This is a genomic window from Nitratireductor luteus (assembly GCF_026162365.1).
GTDB classification, from domain to species: Bacteria; Pseudomonadota; Alphaproteobacteria; order Rhizobiales; family Rhizobiaceae; genus Chelativorans; species Chelativorans luteus.
Genome location: NZ_JAOANW010000004.1, coordinates 164,695 through 181,200, shown reverse-complemented (window position 1 = coordinate 181,200; position 16,506 = coordinate 164,695). Strand labels below are relative to the sequence as shown.

Here is a 16,506-nt window from a genome sequence, read left to right as displayed (position 1 = left end):
CGACGGGCTCTCAGGGAACGATCAGCGTGCCCGCGCCGTGCTCGGTGAAGAGTTCCAGCAGCACCGAATGGGCGGTCTTTCCGTTGAGGATGACAACGCCCTCGACGCCGCGCTCGATAGCCTCGATACAGGTTTCCACCTTGGGGATCATGCCGCCGGAGATAGTGCCGTCCTTTATGAGGGCGCGGGCTTCGGCGACGGTGAGTTCGTCGATGAGCTTCATCTGCTTGTCGAGGACGCCCGGGACGTCGGTCAGGAACAGAAGGCGCGTCGCCTTGACGGCTCCGGCGATGGCGCCGGCGAAGGTGTCGGCATTGATGTTGTAGGTATGGCCGTCGCGTCCGGGTGCCACGGGGGCGATGACCGGGATCATCTCGGAGCGCGCCAGGAGGTCGAGCAGCGTGCGGTCCACCTCCACCGGCTCGCCGACGAAGCCCAGATCGAGTACGCGCTCGATGTTGGAGTCAGGGTCGGTGACGGTCTTATGGGCCTTTTCGGCGAAGACCATGTTGCCGTCCTTGCCGCACAGGCCGATGGCCCATTCGCCCTCGGCATTGATCAGGGCGACGATCTCCTTGTTTATGGAGCCGGCCAGCACCATCTCGACGATCTCGACGGTCTTGGCATCGGTGACGCGCAAGCCGCCCTCGAACTTGGATTCGATGCCCATCTTCTTGAGCATGGCGGCAATCTGCGGGCCGCCGCCATGGACGACGATGGGGTTGACGCCGGATTGCTTCAGGAGGGCGATGTCGCGGGCAAATGCCTGGCCGAGGGTCGCGTCACCCATGGCATGGCCGCCATACTTCACGACGACCGTCTTGTTCTCGTAGCGCTGCATATAGGGCAGAGCCGCAGAAAGAAGGCGCGCCTGCGCTTCGGCCGTTCCCGCAATATCCGTCATCCGGCAGCTCCCAAGCATTAGATCAGGATGACGTTTCGAAGAACTGCCCCCTGAACCATCTCCTTATTGGTGCATGATCCTTCCCGTAAAACGGCGGGATCATGCTTTGACCGCTCGTCTCTTATCGCATTCGCGCGCCGGCGCAAATGGCCTGTCGCGACCTCGGCACCGCGATCGGGTATTGCCAACATGACGGCGGACTGTATCTTTGCCGCCATGGGGTCCGACGACATCTCCAAGCTCATATTCCGGACTGCCCTGCGGGACCGTACGTCCTTCGACCAGCTCTACAGCCGGACGAGCGCGAAACTATTCGGGGTGTGCCTGCGTATCTTGGGAGACAGGGCAGAGGCCGAGGAAGCGCTGCAGGAAGTCTATGTCAAGATATGGACCAAGGCGGATCGGTTCTCGGCTTCGGACCTCAGCCCGATATCCTGGCTCGTGGCAGTGGCGCGCAATCACGCAATCGATCTTATCCGCGCCCGCCGCCAGCGCGGCAGCGGCCTTGACGAGGCGATGGATGTGCCGGACGACGGGCCAACTCCCGAAGCGCAAGCGATCGCCAGCGGCGAGCACCGGCTTATCGATCGCTGCCTCGGCGAGCTGGAGGAAGATCGGGCAGCGGCCGTGCGCGGCGCCTATCTCAACGGCGACAGCTACTCCGAACTGGCGGAGCGCTTCGGTGTTCCGCTCAATACGATGCGAACCTGGCTCAGGCGCAGCCTGGCCAAATTGAAGGAATGCCTGGAACGATGACGCCGGCTGACGACCACAGGCCATACAGGGAGGAGGACGACCTCGTCGCCGCCGAGTATGTGCTTGGCGTGCTTCGGGCCGATGAACGGGCGGCGGTGGCCGGGCGGATCGAGGCAGAACCCGGATTTGCCCGTTTGGTCGAGGCTTGGGAAGCCAAGCTTTCGCCGATGGCGGACGGGTTCGAGGAAGTCGTCCCGCCGGAATCGGTACGCGCGGCCCTGCAGCAACGCCTGTTCGGGCAGTCAGCGCGCCAGCAACCGGGCGCGCTGGCGCGGATGTGGCAAAGCGTTTCGGTGTGGCGGGCGGCCACGGCGGCGACCGCGGCGGCGCTGCTTGTCCTTGCCGCCGTCACGTGGATGGAGGCCCCTGCCCCCGAGGCGGACGAGCGGTTCGTGGCGTCGCTGTCCGGCGAAGGAAGCGAGGTCCACTATTTCGTCGTTTACGACGCACGGGCGCAAGATATCGGCCTCTCCCATGTCACGGGCGCCCGGCCGGAAGGGCGGGATTTCGAGCTGTGGGTGATCGACGACGGCCAGCCCCACTCGCTGGGCGTCATCCCGGAAGGAAGCAGCGTGCATGTCGCCGTCGGCGAAGCGCTCCAGGCCGCCATCGACGACGATGCCGTTTTCGCGATCACGACCGAGCCCCCGGGCGGCTCGCCCAGCGGCGCGCCTACCGGACCCGTCGTTGCGCAAGGCGCCCTCAATCCGATCTGATCGCCGCCAAAGCGCTTTCTTCACGCGCTTTTTTTCGGCTCTCCTGAAACTCTTCTGTCCTCGCCTCCGTATCTCCTTGTGTCTCCAGGAACGGAGCACAGGAACAATCAGGGAGTTACCAATATGAAGAAGCTCGTTTCATTCATTCTCGCCGGCACCGCAGTCCTCGCCCTTACCGGGGCAAGCATGGCCGACAATCCCATGGTCGGCGGCGCGGCCATGTACGCAGACAAGAACATCATCGAGAACGCCGTGAATTCGGCCGATCACACCACGCTGGTGGCCGCGGTCAAGGCGGCAGGTCTCGTCGAAACCCTGTCCGGCGACGGCCCGTTCACCGTCTTCGCCCCGACCGATGCCGCTTTCGAAAAGCTTCCCGACGGGACTGTCGAGACGGTGCTGAAGCCCGAGAACAAGGAACTGCTGACAACCATTCTGACCTGCCACGTGGTGGGAGCGGAAGCAATGTCCGGCGCGATCGGCAAGATGATCGCCGATGATGGCGGCACGCACCCGGTGGAAACGCTTGGCGGCTGCACGCTGCAGGCCAAAATGGACGGCGACAAGATAACCCTGACCGATGAGAACGGGAATGTGGCGACCGTCACCATTGCCGATGTCGACCAGTCGAATGGCGTCATCCACGTCATCGACACGGTACTTCTGCCCAAGCAGTAAGCCGCAAACGGTGGCCGGGCGCTCATCCTCTCCGCCCGGCCATCACGGGCCATTGATTTGCCGTTGACCTGTCCCGATCGCTAGACTCAGCCCGACATCAAGGAGTGCAAGACATGAAACGCAGACATTTCCTCTATGCCGGCGCAGGCGCGGGCATTGCCATTGCGGGCGGGGCGTTGGCGTTTCGCGGCAGGCCCGGCTACAGCGCCATGGCGGAGAGCTTCGAGATCACGAAGACCGAAGCCGAGTGGCGCAGCATCCTGACCGAACAGCAGTTCGCGGTAATGCGCCAGGAGGCGACGGAGCGGCCCTATACGAGCCCATTGCTCGAGGAGAAGCGGGCCGGCACCTATAATTGCGCCGCCTGTGCGCTGCCGCTCTATGCATCGCAAACGAAGTATGATTCAGGCACCGGCTGGCCGAGCTTCTATGAGGCGCTGCCCAATGCCGTCGGCACCAAGGAAGACAATACGCTGTTTCTCACGCGGACCGAATGCCATTGCCGCCGGTGCGGCGGGCATCTTGGCCATATCTTCGACGATGGCCCGCCGCCGACGGGGAAGCGTCACTGCATCAACGGCGTCGCGCTGACATTTTCGCCGAAGACGGCGTAGCGGGAGGCGCTTACACCTCGATCGCTCGCAGGATGGTGGCGCGCAGGTCCTCGACACCTTCGCCTTTTTCCGACGAGGTGGCGATGAGTTCGGGGAAGGCGGCGGCCCTCTTTTTCAGTTGGGCCACGGTCTGGTCGACCAGCTTGACGACCGCCGGGGGCTTGATCTTGTCGGCCTTGGTCAACACCACCTGATAGGACACGGCGGCCTGGTCCAGCAGGTCCATGACCTCCTCGTCGATCTTCTTGATGCCGTGACGGGCGTCGATCAACAGATAGACGCGCTTCAGCGTCACGCGGCCGCGCAGATATTCGAAGACGAGCTTGGTCCAGGCATCCACCTGCTCCTTGGGGGCCTTGGCGAAGCCGTAGCCGGGCATGTCGACCAGTGCCATGGGCGGCAGGTCGCCCGCCTCGCCGCTGTAGCCGTCGGGCACGAAATAGTTCAGTTCCTGGGTGCGGCCGGGGGTGTTGGACGTGCGCGCCAGCCCCTTCTGGCGCACGAGCGCGTTGATGAGCGAGGATTTGCCGACATTCGACCGACCCGCGAAAGCGATCTCCGGCGGACCTTCCGGTGGCAGGAACTTCATCGTCGGGACGCCGCGAATGAAGACCCAGGGCTGGGAAAAGAGGCGGCTTTCGGTCGTGTCGCCCATGCCCCTGTCGCTCGATCTGCTCACGCCGTCTCTCCTGCCGGTGATATCGTCAACGTAAGCGAACCCGCTTGCCGCCCGCATGAAGCGGGAAAACGATGCGTCAATGCCAAGCCTAGGCCATCAATGCTTGTCTCCCCTTTGTCAACCGGCAATGCGTATCAGGCCGCAGCCTCGAGGCGCGCGATGTCGTTTCCGCGGATGGCGTCGAGATTGCGGGTGATCTTGTCGGCGGACCAGTTCCACCAGGCAACGGCGAGCAGCCGCCGCACCGTGTCGCCGTCGAAACGGTGCTTCACGCTCTCGGCCGGATTGCCCGCGACCACCGCATATGGCGGCACGTCATGGGTGACGACGGAGCGGCCGGCGACGATGGCGCCGTCGCCGATGGTGATGCCGGGCATGACGATGGCTTCCATGCCTATCCAGACATCGTTGCCGATGACCGTGTCGCCGCGCATTTCGCGGCGCCAGGTTTCCGGGTCGAAGCCTTCCTCCCAGCCCTGCCCGAAAATGTTGAACGGGTAGGTCGAGAACCCCGAAAGCACATGGTTGGCACCGTTCATGATGAAGCGCGCGCCCTCGGCAATGGCACAGAAGCGGCCGATGATGAGGCGGTCGCCGATGAACTCGTAGTGATGCAGGACGCATTTCTGGACGAACAGGTCGGGGCCTTCGGGATCGTCGTAATAGGTGTAGTCACCGATTTCGATGTTCGGCGCGTCCACGAGCGGCTTCAGAAAGCCGACGCGCGGGTGGAGATATATGGGGTGCTTGATTTCGGGCTTCGGTCCGTTTTCGGTTTTCGGTCCGTACATGGAAACCTCCACGATCAGCAATCGAGGTGACTATCTCGGCAACACCCAATCCACACAAGGGGCGCTTCCTGGAACAGGCCTCTACTTGATCATCGGATGTCTCCCTGACAGGCAAGAGCGCCGTGGGTCGTGCTGAAACGCTGAAGCAGAATCTTATCGCAGCCCGATCAAACCAGCAAATCCAGTGCGGCGCCCGGGCAGAACGATCATCGGGCGCCCCAGATGGGTCAGCCCCCACTTGGCGAATCGATCACCCAGGTGACGCCGAAGCGGTCCATCGCGAGGCCAAAGCCTTGCGACCATGGCTGCGGGCCGAAGGGCATGATAACGGCACCCCCATTCGACAACTCCTCGAACATGCGACGAGCTTCGTCGACAGAGTCGGCCGAGATGGTCACGCTGTAGCCCTTGCGACCGGAAAAATCCTGCATGTCCTGCCCCATCAGCCCCTGATCGCCGATGTCGATCCAGGCATGGATAATGCGATCCAAGCGATCCTCGGGAACGCCTTCCGCCATTTCGGGCATGTCGCGATGGCTTATCATAGCGCGGATCTCACCGCCGAGAATGCCGGCATAGGTGGTGAACGCCTCGCGGCAATCGCCATCGAAATCGATATTGGCAACGACTTTCATGAAATCCTCCTCGTTCGACATGGACAGCGAGCATAACAAGGTAGGTGAACGAGAATGTGACGGGTGATGTCACAGATGCGCCCTGCCGCTCAAGCAGAAGAGGCCCCGGCAACGCCGGAGCCTCCTGAGGTTTCATACGGGCTCTATTCCGCCGGTTTCGGCTTCTTCTTGAACAGGCCTATCAGATTGTCCCACAGCTCGATCTTGGCGCCCTGGCGCTTCATGATCACGCCCTGCTGGATGATGGAGAGCAGGTTGTTCCAGGCCCAGTAGATCACCAGCCCCGCGGGGAAGGTCGCCAGCATGAAGGTGAAGACCACCGGCATCCAGTTGAAGATCATCGCCTGGGTCGGGTCGGGCGGGGTCGGGTTCATGCGCATCTGCAGGAACATGGTGACGCCCATGATGAGCGGCCACACGCCTATCATCAGGAAGGCCGGCACGGCGAAGGGCAGAAGGCCGAACAGGTTGAAGAGCGAGGTCGGATCGGGAGCCGAAAGGTCCTGGATCCAGCCGAAGAACGGCGCATGCCGCATCTCGATGGTGACGTAGAGCACCTTGTAGAGCGAGAAGAAGACGGGAATCTGCAACAGGATCGGCCAGCAGCCGGCGATCGGGTTGATCTTCTCCTTCTTGTACAGCTCCATCATGGCCTGCTGCTGCTTCATCTTGTCGTCCGCGTATTTCTCGCGGATCTCCATCATGGCAGGCTGCACCTTCTTCATGTTCGCCATGGACTTGTAGGACTTGTTGGCAAGCGGGAAGAAGAAGAGCTTGACGATGACGGTGGTCGCCAGGATGGCCAGGCCGAAATTGCCGAGCAGCTTGTAGCACCAGTCGATGAGGTAGAACATCGGCTTGGTGATGAAGTAGAACCAGCCCCAGTCGATCATCAGCTCGAACTGGCGAATGTCTTCGGCCGCCTCGTAGGCGTTGATGACGCCGACTTCCTTCGCTCCGGCAAAGACGAGCGTGTCGACCGTGGTGGAACCGCCGGCAGCCACGGAAAGAGGCTGGGTGAGAAAGTCCGCCTGGTAGCGCGGGCGCTGGTCATCGAAATAGGCAAAGCGCGGCTGGAAATCCTTGCCGGCGCGCGGGACCATGGCCACGGCCCAATATTTATCGGTGATGCCGAGCCAGCCATTGGACGACATGCCGGGCACGATGCGACCGTCTTCCTTGGCGTCGGAATAGCTGATTTCCTGCAGACCTTCCTCGCCGGTGACGCCGATCAGGCCTTCGTGCAGGATGTAGATGCCGGAGGTCTTCGGCTCGCCGAAGCGGGTGGTGCGGCCGTAGGTTCTGAGCTCGACCGGCGCGCCGCCGGCGTTTTCGACCGTATCGGAAACCGTGAAGAGATAGTCTTCGTCGATGGCGATCGTGCGCCTGAATGTCAGGCCCTGGCCGTTCTCGTAGGTGAGCGTGACGGGGCTGTCGGGGGTAAGAACCGCATCCTGGGGCGCGCTCCAGACAGTGTCCGGGCCGGGCACGTCGCCGGCCGTCTCGCCGCCCACGAAACCGACTTCCACATAGTAGCCATCGGGCAGCGGGGCCGGATTGAGAAGGGTGACGTTAGGCGAATCCTTGTCGACGGTGACGCGGTAGTTCTTCAGGAGCAGGTCGTCGATGCGCGCGCCGGTGAGGTTGATCGAACCTGCAAGGCGCGGCGTGTCGATCTCGACACGGGTGGTTCCGGCCAGCGCCGAAGCGCGATTTGCCGGTGCGCCTGCCGACGGGCTTTGCCCGGGGATGGCGGCGTCGCCCGTCGTTGCATTGCCTGTCGATGGGCCTGCCGACGGAATGTCGGCGGGCTGCGCGCCGGAGCCGGCGGCGGGCGAGGTGCTCTCTCCCGATTGCTCGGCCTCGACCTGGGCAGCCTGACGCTGTTCCTCGATACGCGGGTTCATATAGAACACCTGCCATACCGTCAGGATCAGTATCGACAGCGCGATCGTGATGAGGAAATTGCGATTATTGTCCATGAAGAGTCCTTGAGAGCGCCTTTCCGCGGAACCGCCGGGCAAGCTCGTCTTTCAGAGCCGCGAACGGCGCGTCGAGTATGTCGCGCCGCCCGACGATGACATAGTCGGTGCCGGGCGCCATGTCACGAGCGGCATAAACGCGCGTCGCCTCGCGGAGGCGGCGGCGAATGCGATTGCGCACAACCGCGTTGCCGACTTTCTTGGTCACCGTTATGCCGAGACGCGGGGGACCACCGTCGCCCCGGTCCAGCACTTCCAGCAGGAAAAGGCGGCCCCGCCGTTTATCACCGCGACGAACCGCCAGAAATTCCGCGCGCTTGGTCAAACGCGCGGGATAGGTTTGCGGCGCATCGCCGGTCGATGGGCCAGTCAATGCCCCGGCCCCGCGCCCGCACTTAGGCGGAAAGCCGCTTGCGGCCCCGGTTGCGGCGCGCCGCGATGACGCGGCGGCCACCGGAGGTAGCCATGCGCGCGCGGAAGCCATGCCGGCGCTTGCGGACGATTTTCGAGGGCTGATATGTGCGCTTCATTTATTTTAATACCGCGGAGTGCGGCCCTTCTTGGGTCTGTTCACAGTTAACAGGAGCGTTTCGGACCACCACGATGGCGCAGAAACGCGCGCCGGGGCGGTCAGCCCGAACGTGCGGCGCTTATACGGAGCGTAAAGCCCCGAGTCAACGAAGGGAGCGCGGACTTTCGTGTGGCATTGGAGCGATCCGCGCGCCGATGATGCGTCCCACTTTTCCCGGGATATTCTAGCGACGGCGCTCCATGCCCTGACGGAACTGCTCGAAGACGTCCTTCACGTTGCGCTCGTAGTCGTCGCGCGTCTTGCGGCCGGTCTCGAACATCTGGCCGAACAGGTCGTCATAGGGATTGCGCGGACGGCCGCTCGGGTTGCTCTCCGCCTGCCGGGGCTTGGCTGCCGGCTCTGGGGAGGGCGTTTGCTGCCCGGCCTTTAGGAACTCCTCGAATATCTGGCCAAGCGGATTGTCCTGCGAACCCGGGCGGGGCTGGCCCTGCCGGACGCCAGCGAACATTTCCTCCAGCATGCGGCCGAAAGGATTGGCGTCCTGACCGGCGGGCGCCGACCGCGAGCTGGCGCCGGGCTGCATCATCTGCTTCATGATCTCGCCCAGCAATCCGCCGCCGCCCATGCCGGCGCCGCTGGCCTGCGCCTGGGGCATCTGCCCGGTGGTCTGCTTGAAGAGGCCGCCCATGATCATGGTGGCAAGCGCGGGCAGCATCTGCTTCAGGGTCTGCTCGGCGAGGCCCGTCGTCTGGGCGGCCTGTTGAGCGACCGCACGGCTAAGTTCCTTGGAGCCGAAGAGATGGCCCAGAATGCCGTCGCCTTCCGCCCTGCCCTCAGCGGAGGCGGCCCTTGCGGCATCCTCGAAATATCTGGCGTGCTGGCCGGACGACAGCGCCGCCATGAACGCACCGAGGCCGTTAGGGTCGGATACATTGTGCTTGAGCCCCTGGCTGAAAGCCGGCAGCAGCGCTTCCATGGCTTGCCGGGTCTGTTCGGTGGTGAGGCCGAACTGGCGGGCCAGAACGTCGACGCCCTGGCCGTTCTGGGCGTTCTGGAGCATTTCAAACAAGGGCAACATGGCTGGCCTCCCGGATCAAAAGCGGTGGGGGAGTTTAGCGGAGAATCCGGCTGCGGCCTACAGTATGGGGCCGAGAATCGGAACTGATTTCAGGAAAGGGCGACGCGCGGCCCCCAAAGGGATGGGCTGACGGCCAATCGCCAGCGTGGTGATTGCAGCCTCGGTCTCCAAGCGCTCAGTAGGCGTGTTCGAGGAAGACCGGTTCTATGGAGCCGCCCCAGCGGGTGTTGAAGGCGTTGACCATTTCCTGGGCGCTCGTGGTGCCGCGGGCGACGACCTCGTCGAGCGGATTGAGGAAACCGGTCTCGTCGAAGCCCTCGCGGTTGAAGCGGGCGCGATTTTTCAGGCCCAAGCGGGCGATGGCGAGCACTTCGCGGGCGGTCTCGCGGAGCTCGTGATTGCGGAACGAGGCGGACAGTGCTTCGACGGGCACGGCGTCGCGCATGGCGATGACTTCCTCGAAGCTCCAGCCCTTGGTGAGTTCCTCGGCGGCATCCAGCGCCTCGCTGTCGTAGAGCAGCCCGACCCAGAAGGCCGGCAGAGCGCAGATGCGCCGCCAGGGGCCGCCATCGGCGCCGCGCATTTCGAGAAAGCGCTTGAGCCGCACGTCGGGAAAGAGCGTGGAAAGGTGATTGGCCCAGTCGCCCATGGTCGGCATGCCGCTCGGCAATTCCTTGCGCAAGGCGCCTTTCATGAACTGGCGAAAGGTGACATGGGTGCAATCGTGATAGCGGCCTTCGCGGATGACGAAGTACATCGGCACGTCGAGCGCCCACTCGACATAGTCCGCAAAGCCGAAATCGCTGGAGAACACGAAGGGCAACTGTCCCGAGCGCTGATTGTCGGTGTCGCGCCAGATCTCGCCGCGCCAGGACTGGAATCCGTTCAGCCCGCCATCGGTGAAGGGTGAATTGGCGAAGAGCGCGGTGGACAGCGGCTGGAGACGCGAGGAGACCTGCATCTTGCGGCGCATGTCGGCCTCGGAGGAGAAGTCGAGGTTAACCTGGATGGTGCAGGTGCGGTACATCATGTCGAGGCCGTGGGCCCCCACCTTGGGCATGTAGGCGGTCATGATGTCGTAGCGCGACTTGGGCATTTTCGGCGTTTCGGAGAGCCGCCATTTGGGGCTGCCGCCAAGGCCGAGGAAGCGAATGCCCAGCGGCTCGGCCATCTCGCGCAGCTGCGCCAGATGGGCGTTGCCCTCGCGGCAGGTCTGGTGCAGCGTCTCGAGCGCGGCACCCGAAAGCTCGAACTGGCCGCCGGGCTCGAGCGATATGGCCCCCTGCCCGGTCGGCTCCACAAGGCCGATGATGTGGCCGGCATCCTCTATCGGGTCCCAGCCGAGGGTGCGCCGCATGCCTTCCAGCAGAGCCTTGATGCCGCGCTCGCCTTCATAGGGGACGGGGCGGTTGCCATCCACGTAGAACGGAAACTTCTCGTGCTCGGTGCCGATACGCCATGCCTCGCCGGGCTTGCAGCCGGCGGCGATATAGGAGACCAGCTCGTCAATCTTTTCGATCGGCTGATCGTCGGTCGTGTCGCGCGCCATTAAACCGGGCCCTCTCTTTTTCCGTCCCTCAAGCGCCGGGCGGGCGCCTCCGCGCCCTTGGCTCGCGCCATCAGGGCGCGACGGCCGGTCGGCCTTGCCATTTTCGCTGCGCGAAAATGGAGATCGCCGCCTGATTGGCGAAAGGCCGGGACGCAATCAAGCGAAAAGTTCTGAACCATGCTTCAAGCCGGCGCATCGCGCCAATCGCCGGCCGCTGCCTGGATGACCGCCAGAGCGGCCACGGCCGCGGTGTCGGCGCGCAGAATGCGCGGGCCGAGCGGGATGGGCACGACAAAGGGCAGGTCGCGCAGCATCTGCCTCTCCTGGTCGGAGAAGCCTCCTTCCGGTCCGACGAGGAGCCCGAGCTTGCGCCCGGCAAGCCCTGATAGCATATCGACAGGATTGTTGGACGGGGCATCCTCGTCGCAGAAGACGAGCGCGCGGTCGGGCTCCCATTCCGCCAGCAGCCGGTCGAGCTTCACCGGCTCGAAAAGCTCCGGAACGGAGAGGATGCCGCACTGTTCGGCCGCCTCGATCACATTTGCTTGAAGGCGCTGGATGCCAGGCTTGGACACCTGGGTGTGCTGGGTGATGACGGGCTGCAGGACGCCGGCGCCCATTTCGACGGCTTTCTGGACCAGGTAGTCGAGCCTTCCCTTCTTGATAGGAGCGAAACAGTAGAAGAGGTCGGGAGGTGCCGGCTGCGGGCGGGTCTGCTCGCGTATGGCGAGCGTGGCCTTCTTCCTGGCCGCTCCGGTCAATTCCGCCAGCCATTCCCCGTCGCGCCCGTTGAAGACAAGCAGCCGTCCGCCCTCGCGCATGCGCAGGACGTTCAACAGGTAGTGCGCCTGGTCCGCAGCCAGATCGAACGACGCCCCCGCGGCAAGGCCGTCGGGCACAAAGAGGCGCTGCATCTTGTAGTTGGCTCTCATGACCGCTTGATGCGGCGCTGGTGGCTTGGGGTCAAGTCCGGTCCTCCACAGGCGCCGTCGGGTGCCATACCGGCTGGTAGCCGGCCGCGAGTGCCGCGCGCGTGGCGGAAGGCGTGACGATGGAAATCAAGGCCGGCAGGCCGCCAAGCCGCGGCTTGCCGTAACCATCGAAGGACCAGGGCAGGAGCAAGCCCGCGCGCAGCGCATAGGCGGTGCCACCGGACGCGACGACCGTGGCGTCCGGCAGGCGATGCAACTCCTCCGGCTCCACGGTTTCGCGGCTTCTGGCCGAGGCCCATCGCTTGACGTGCAGCAGGGCGTCGATCTCGGGAGCGCGAATGCCGGGGCGATGCAGGGCCTCTGCGAGGCACCGGCTGAACCGTTTCGCCCGTTCCCTGCGGCAGTAGAAGCAGGGGCGATGGCCGGCAGCCAGGGCGGTCACCTCGTCGAGGAAGAAGAGCTCGGTCCAGCCGGCGCCGCCGCGGGGGGCGTTGCGGCCCATGACCTCGCGGCTGCGGCCACGGAACTCGCACTCGCAGACGATCCAGGCACGGCTCGTCCAGCGCCGCTTCAGGAGAGTGCGCGAATCGGGATCATGGATCACGCCGCGATTGCCCGTGAAGAGACCGCGCGCCGGTGTGCTGTGGATTTCGCCGAAGGGATCGACCCGGTTCTGGAGAGGCATGCGGGATCCAAGTTGCAGGCAAGTCACATCGGGATTGCAAAAGTCATGAACAATAACAGAAACAGGCTTGTCATTTTTTAGGAATAGCAGCAATTGGCGCGTCGTCTCCGACCTTGAGTCGCTGCCATTCAACCCGATACGGCGCGGAACATTTTCGTAACCTGCCGTATCGTAAGCTGTTGCCCAACGAGTAGAACCGAAATGAGCCTCATGCGCGCTGCCGTTCTTTCCCTGATGATGCTCACCGCCGTCGCGGTCAGTGGCGCCGGCATCTATGCGGCGACCACTTCGGGGGCGCAGGCAACCGACGGCTACGGCATCACCGCGTTTACCCGGTAGAGCCGCGCACGACTTCCAGCAGCTTCTTACGCCTTCCCTCGAACATCATTGCCGTCAGGCGGCCCGTCGTCCAGGCGCCGGTGTCCAGGTTGACGCGGTTGGGGCATATTTCCGGCGCGGGCACAGGTGTATGGCCATGGATGACGACCTTGGGATGAAGGCCGTCATGCCCGTGAAATTGCTGCCTTATCCAGACGAGATCCTGCGGCGATTGCTCGTCGAGCGGCACGCCAGGGCGAATGCCGGCGTGGCAAAAGAAGAAATCGCCGAAACTCGCCGACAATGACAGCCCGCGCAGAAAGGCCAGATGCCTCTCGGGTATGGCACGTTGCAGGCGGGCATGGCCGCGCAGCAGGCCCGCATCGGAGCTGAGATCCAGTTCGACGCCATAGGACTGGGCCGTCGTCTCGCCGCCATTGTTGACGAAAAGGCCGTAGGTGCTCGGCCATTCGAGGAATTCGAGCAGACCGATATCGTGGTTGCCGGCCAGGGCGAGGACGCGCGGCTCGTCGCGGGTGACGCGCGACAGGAATTCCAGGACATCGCTTTCGGCCCCGCCCCGGTCGACATAGTCGCCCAGATAAATCAGCCGCCAATCCCGTGGGCGGTCCTCGACGATCTGCGCCATGATGCGGCGATGCATCTCGACCAGAAGGTCGTGGCGGCCGTGAATGTCGCCGACGGCATAAAGGCGCATGCCGTCGGGCGTGGATGCATCGTCGAAATGAACGCCGTCATCACCCGTCATCGACCACGATCAGATGCAGGGCGCGCGGCCCGTGCGCGCCCAAGAGCAGCTTCTGCTCGATGTCGCCGGAGCGCGAGGGGCCGGTGACGAGATTGAGCGTCCTTGGCATCTGTCCCTTCCCGAAGGTCTGTCTCACACGGTCGAACACCGTTTCCAGGTCGCCGGCGATGTCGCCGGCCTTGACGACAACGATATGGTGCTCGGGCAGGAAATTGACAGTGGTCGGGTTGTCCTGGCCCGAGTGAAGCGCGAGCGTGCCGGTCTCGGCCACGCCGGCATAGGCGTGGCTGACGCCGACCTCGTCGTCCGGTCCGGCGGGACCATGCGTGACTTCGAGCGATTTGGCCTTTTCCCAGGGCATTGCCGCCAGCCGCTCATCCGCGCCCATGCGCACGGTGGCCGGCAGGTTCCTGGAACGCAGATATTCGACCACGGCGGTCGGCACGTCCGCATCCTTCTTCACGCGCTTGACGCTTGCCGAGACCTTTCCCGCCATCTGGCAGAACAGCTCGATTCGCTCTTTCCGGCCGAGCTGGCCACGGGCGGGTATGACGCCCTTGGGCGCTGCTTCAAGGCGCCCGGCGACGCTCTTCCTGCGGGCGCCATCGTCACCGGCCGCGCCGAGCGAGGCCCGCACCTTGCCCAGTATCGCGTTGCGGCCACTCATGTCCGGCCTCCCTGCTTAAGCGTTTCCCGGTTGCGCCATTGCTGCATGAAGGTCCTGCTTTCAGGCGCAGGCAGATCGCGGTGCCTGGTCCAGCCGCCGGCAAAGGGCAGATAACCGAACCTGCCGCGCCTGCCGGCCAGAAGGGACAGGCCGGGAATGGCGAACGACGTCACCAACTGGTAGAGCCTCGGATGCCGGGCAAACCACGCCCAGGCGCGCAACCCGTAGCGCTGGGTCGCCGGATTGAGGCGGCGCGAGAATTCGCGCTCGCGCCAGTGACGCATCATCCTGGGCAGCGGAATGTGCATCGGGCACACCGCCTCGCACCGTCCGCAGAAGGTGGAGGCGTTGGGCAGATGCCCACTCTTGTCGACACCGATCAGCGAGGGGGTGAGCACCGCGCCCATGGGCCCCGGATAGACCCAGCCATAGGCGTGGCCGCCGACCGCGTGGTAGACGGGGCAATGGTTCATGCAGGCGCCGCAGCGGATGCAGCGCAGCATGTCCTGGAACTCGCTGCCCAGCATGGACGAGCGGCCATTGTCGAGCAGGATGACGTGATATTCCTCCGGGCCGTCCGGGTCGTCCTGCCGGCGCGGGCCGGTGGAGAAGGTGGTGTAGACGCTCATGTCCTGGCCCGTGGCCGAGCGCGCGAGCACCCGCAGGATCTGCCCCACATCGTCGAGGGTCGGCACGATCTTCTCGATCGAGGCGACGACGATGTGCACCTTCGGCAGCGTTTGGGTCAGGTCGCCATTGCCCTCATTGGTGACGATGACGGAGGTGCCTGTCTCGGCGACAAGGAAATTGGCGCCGGTGATGCCCACGTCGGCGGCGAAATATTCCTCCCGCAGCACGCGGCGCGCCTCAGCCAGCAGCGTCTCGGGCTCGGTCAGATCGCGGCCCTCGGGCAGATGGGTGTGCACCCGCCGGAAATCCTCCTCCACCTGCTCCTTGTTGAGATGGACGGCGGGGGCGATGATGTGGCTCGGGTGCTCGCCACGGAGTTGGATGATGTATTCGCCCAGATCGGTCTCGACGGGGCGGATGCCGTTTTCCACGAAGAAATCGTTCAGGCCGATCTCCTCGGTGATCATCGACTTGCCCTTGGTGACCGTGCGGGCGCCGGCGGCCCGGCAGATCTCGAGGATGGCCTTGCGCGCGTCCTCCGCCGTTTCGGCCCAGTGCACCTTGCCGCCTGCCGCGGTGACCTTTTCCTCATAGGATTCCAGATAAAGGTCGAGATGAGCCAGCGCGTGGTCCTTGATGTCGCGGGCGGAGTCTCGCAGCGCGTCGAATTCGGGCAGCGCATCGACGGCCTTGATGCGCTTGTCGATGAAGCCCAGACGCACATTGCCGAGCGCCTTCTGCAACTGGACGTCGGAAAGCGCTCCGCGCGCGTTCTTCTTGAAACTGGGTGACGTGATCTGCATCAGCTTTTCCCCCCGCCGATGGACGGCTTGTCGTCGAGGCCGGCCAGAACCTCGGCGACGTGGCGCACCTTTACGCTGCTGCCTTCGCGCTGAAGCTTGCCGGCCATGTTCATCAGGCAGCCGAGATCGCCGGCCAGAAGTGTCTCGGCGCCCGAAGCGTCGATGTTGGCGGTCTTCTCCGCGACGATCTTGTTGGAGATGTCGGGATATTTGACGCAGAAGGTGCCGCCGAAGCCGCAGCACACGTCGCTGTCGCGCATTTCCTTGAGCTTCAAACCCGAGACGGTGGCGAGCAGGCGGCGCGGCTGGTCCCTTACCTTGAGTTCGCGCAGGCCCGAGCAGGAATCGTGATAGGTGACGGTTCCCTCGTGATGGGCTGCGACCTTCTCCATGCCCATCACGTCGACGAGGAAGCTCATCAGTTCGTGCACCTTGGCCGAAAAGGCTTCGGCGCGCTCCTGCCAGTCGCCGTCCTTGAAGAGCGCCGGGTAATGCTTCTTCAGCATGCCGGCGCAGGAGCCGGACGGCGCGACGATATAATCGTAGTCCTCGAAGGTCTCAATCGTGTTCCTGGCGATGGCGATGGTGTCGGCGCGGTCGCCGGAATTATAGGCCGGCTGGCCGCAGCAGGTCTGCGCCATGGGTACCTCGACACGGCAGCCGGCATCCTCCAGGAGCTTAACCGACGCAAAGCCGATGCTTGGCCGGAAGAGGTCGACAAGGCACGTCACGAACAGGCCGACGCGGGGGGACTTCTGGTCACTCTCAGACAATGGACTATCCTGTTG

Annotated in this window: 20 protein-coding genes; 5 read left to right on the top strand and 15 right to left on the bottom strand. The window is 64.1% G+C overall.

Annotation, left to right across the window (positions count from 1 at the left end; genetic code table 11):
- Window positions 1-10 precede the first annotated feature (10 nt).
- Window positions 11-904 (bottom strand): acetylglutamate kinase, encoded by an 894-nt coding sequence (gene argB, locus N1058_RS06050; protein WP_265516601.1) that lies wholly within the window; start codon window positions 902-904, stop codon window positions 11-13.
- A gap of 216 nt (window positions 905-1,120) precedes the next feature.
- On the opposite strand from argB, the gene N1058_RS06045 reads away from it, so the two are divergent.
- From N1058_RS06045 to msrB, 4 genes are all read left to right on the top strand, one after another.
- Complete coding sequence (locus N1058_RS06045; protein WP_265516775.1) at window positions 1,121-1,660, top strand: sigma-70 family RNA polymerase sigma factor; 540 nt, start codon at window positions 1,121-1,123, stop codon at window positions 1,658-1,660.
- Window positions 1,657-2,376: an anti-sigma factor gene (locus tag N1058_RS06040; RefSeq protein ID WP_265516600.1), complete on the top strand. Its 720-nt coding sequence runs from the start codon at window positions 1,657-1,659 to the stop codon at window positions 2,374-2,376. The genes N1058_RS06045 and N1058_RS06040 overlap by 4 nt, the downstream gene beginning before the upstream one ends.
- 123 nt (window positions 2,377-2,499) lie before the next feature.
- Window positions 2,500-3,054, top strand: a complete 555-nt coding sequence (locus N1058_RS06035; RefSeq protein ID WP_265516599.1) for a fasciclin domain-containing protein — start codon at window positions 2,500-2,502, stop codon at window positions 3,052-3,054.
- A gap of 113 nt (window positions 3,055-3,167) precedes the next feature.
- A complete protein-coding gene (gene msrB, locus N1058_RS06030; protein ID WP_265516598.1) occupies window positions 3,168-3,668 on the top strand; it encodes a peptide-methionine (R)-S-oxide reductase MsrB in 501 nt (166 codons plus the stop codon).
- 10 nt (window positions 3,669-3,678) lie between these two features.
- Here the strand turns inward: msrB and yihA are convergent, their stop codons facing one another.
- The 10 genes from yihA to N1058_RS05980 all read right to left on the bottom strand — a co-directional run bounded on the left by yihA (window position 3,679) and on the right by N1058_RS05980 (window position 12,531).
- A complete protein-coding gene (yihA, locus tag N1058_RS06025) occupies window positions 3,679-4,323 on the bottom strand; it encodes a ribosome biogenesis GTP-binding protein YihA/YsxC (RefSeq protein WP_265516774.1) in 645 nt (214 codons plus the stop codon).
- A 158-nt stretch (window positions 4,324-4,481) separates the two neighbouring features.
- A complete protein-coding gene (locus N1058_RS06020; protein WP_265516597.1) occupies window positions 4,482-5,138 on the bottom strand; it encodes a CatB-related O-acetyltransferase in 657 nt (218 codons plus the stop codon).
- A 227-nt stretch (window positions 5,139-5,365) separates the two neighbouring features.
- A complete protein-coding gene (locus N1058_RS06015) occupies window positions 5,366-5,773 on the bottom strand; it encodes a VOC family protein (protein ID WP_265516596.1) in 408 nt (135 codons plus the stop codon).
- Between the two features lie 143 nt (window positions 5,774-5,916).
- Window positions 5,917-7,755, bottom strand: coding sequence for a membrane protein insertase YidC (gene yidC, locus N1058_RS06010; protein ID WP_265516595.1), 1,839 nt, complete (start codon window positions 7,753-7,755; stop codon window positions 5,917-5,919).
- A complete protein-coding gene (rnpA, locus tag N1058_RS06005; protein ID WP_265516594.1) occupies window positions 7,745-8,128 on the bottom strand; it encodes a ribonuclease P protein component in 384 nt (127 codons plus the stop codon). The genes yidC and rnpA overlap by 11 nt, the downstream gene beginning before the upstream one ends.
- A gap of 22 nt (window positions 8,129-8,150) precedes the next feature.
- Window positions 8,151-8,285, bottom strand: a complete 135-nt coding sequence (gene rpmH / locus N1058_RS06000) for a 50S ribosomal protein L34 (RefSeq protein ID WP_265516593.1) — start codon at window positions 8,283-8,285, stop codon at window positions 8,151-8,153.
- A 225-nt stretch (window positions 8,286-8,510) separates the two neighbouring features.
- A complete protein-coding gene (locus tag N1058_RS05995) occupies window positions 8,511-9,365 on the bottom strand; it encodes a DUF937 domain-containing protein (protein WP_265516592.1) in 855 nt (284 codons plus the stop codon).
- A 175-nt stretch (window positions 9,366-9,540) separates the two neighbouring features.
- On the bottom strand, window positions 9,541-10,914 hold the full coding sequence (locus N1058_RS05990; RefSeq protein ID WP_265516591.1) for a glutamate--cysteine ligase: 1,374 nt from the start codon (window positions 10,912-10,914) through the stop codon (window positions 9,541-9,543).
- 182 nt (window positions 10,915-11,096) lie between these two features.
- On the bottom strand, window positions 11,097-11,846 hold the full coding sequence (locus tag N1058_RS05985; RefSeq protein WP_265516590.1) for a 16S rRNA (uracil(1498)-N(3))-methyltransferase: 750 nt from the start codon (window positions 11,844-11,846) through the stop codon (window positions 11,097-11,099).
- Between the two features lie 31 nt (window positions 11,847-11,877).
- A complete protein-coding gene (locus N1058_RS05980) occupies window positions 11,878-12,531 on the bottom strand; it encodes a hypothetical protein (protein ID WP_265516589.1) in 654 nt (217 codons plus the stop codon).
- Between the two features lie 201 nt (window positions 12,532-12,732).
- On the opposite strand from N1058_RS05980, the gene N1058_RS05975 reads away from it, so the two are divergent.
- Complete coding sequence (locus N1058_RS05975) at window positions 12,733-12,870, top strand: hypothetical protein (RefSeq protein WP_265516588.1); 138 nt, start codon at window positions 12,733-12,735, stop codon at window positions 12,868-12,870.
- Here N1058_RS05975 and N1058_RS05970 read toward each other — a convergent pair.
- From N1058_RS05970 to N1058_RS05955, 4 genes are read right to left on the bottom strand one after another with little or no spacing between them, the layout of a single operon-like run.
- Window positions 12,860-13,618, bottom strand: a complete 759-nt coding sequence (locus tag N1058_RS05970) for a metallophosphoesterase (RefSeq protein WP_265516587.1) — start codon at window positions 13,616-13,618, stop codon at window positions 12,860-12,862. The two genes, N1058_RS05975 and N1058_RS05970, sit on opposite strands and share 11 nt — an antisense overlap.
- Complete coding sequence (locus N1058_RS05965; RefSeq protein WP_265516586.1) at window positions 13,608-14,285, bottom strand: LutC/YkgG family protein; 678 nt, start codon at window positions 14,283-14,285, stop codon at window positions 13,608-13,610. Before N1058_RS05965 ends, N1058_RS05970 begins: the two co-directional genes overlap by 11 nt.
- A complete protein-coding gene (locus N1058_RS05960) occupies window positions 14,282-15,718 on the bottom strand; it encodes a LutB/LldF family L-lactate oxidation iron-sulfur protein (RefSeq protein WP_265516585.1) in 1,437 nt (478 codons plus the stop codon). The genes N1058_RS05965 and N1058_RS05960 overlap by 4 nt, the downstream gene beginning before the upstream one ends.
- A complete protein-coding gene (locus N1058_RS05955) occupies window positions 15,718-16,491 on the bottom strand; it encodes a (Fe-S)-binding protein (RefSeq protein ID WP_265516584.1) in 774 nt (257 codons plus the stop codon). Before N1058_RS05955 ends, N1058_RS05960 begins: the two co-directional genes overlap by 1 nt.
- Window positions 16,492-16,506: the final 15 nt, after the last annotated feature.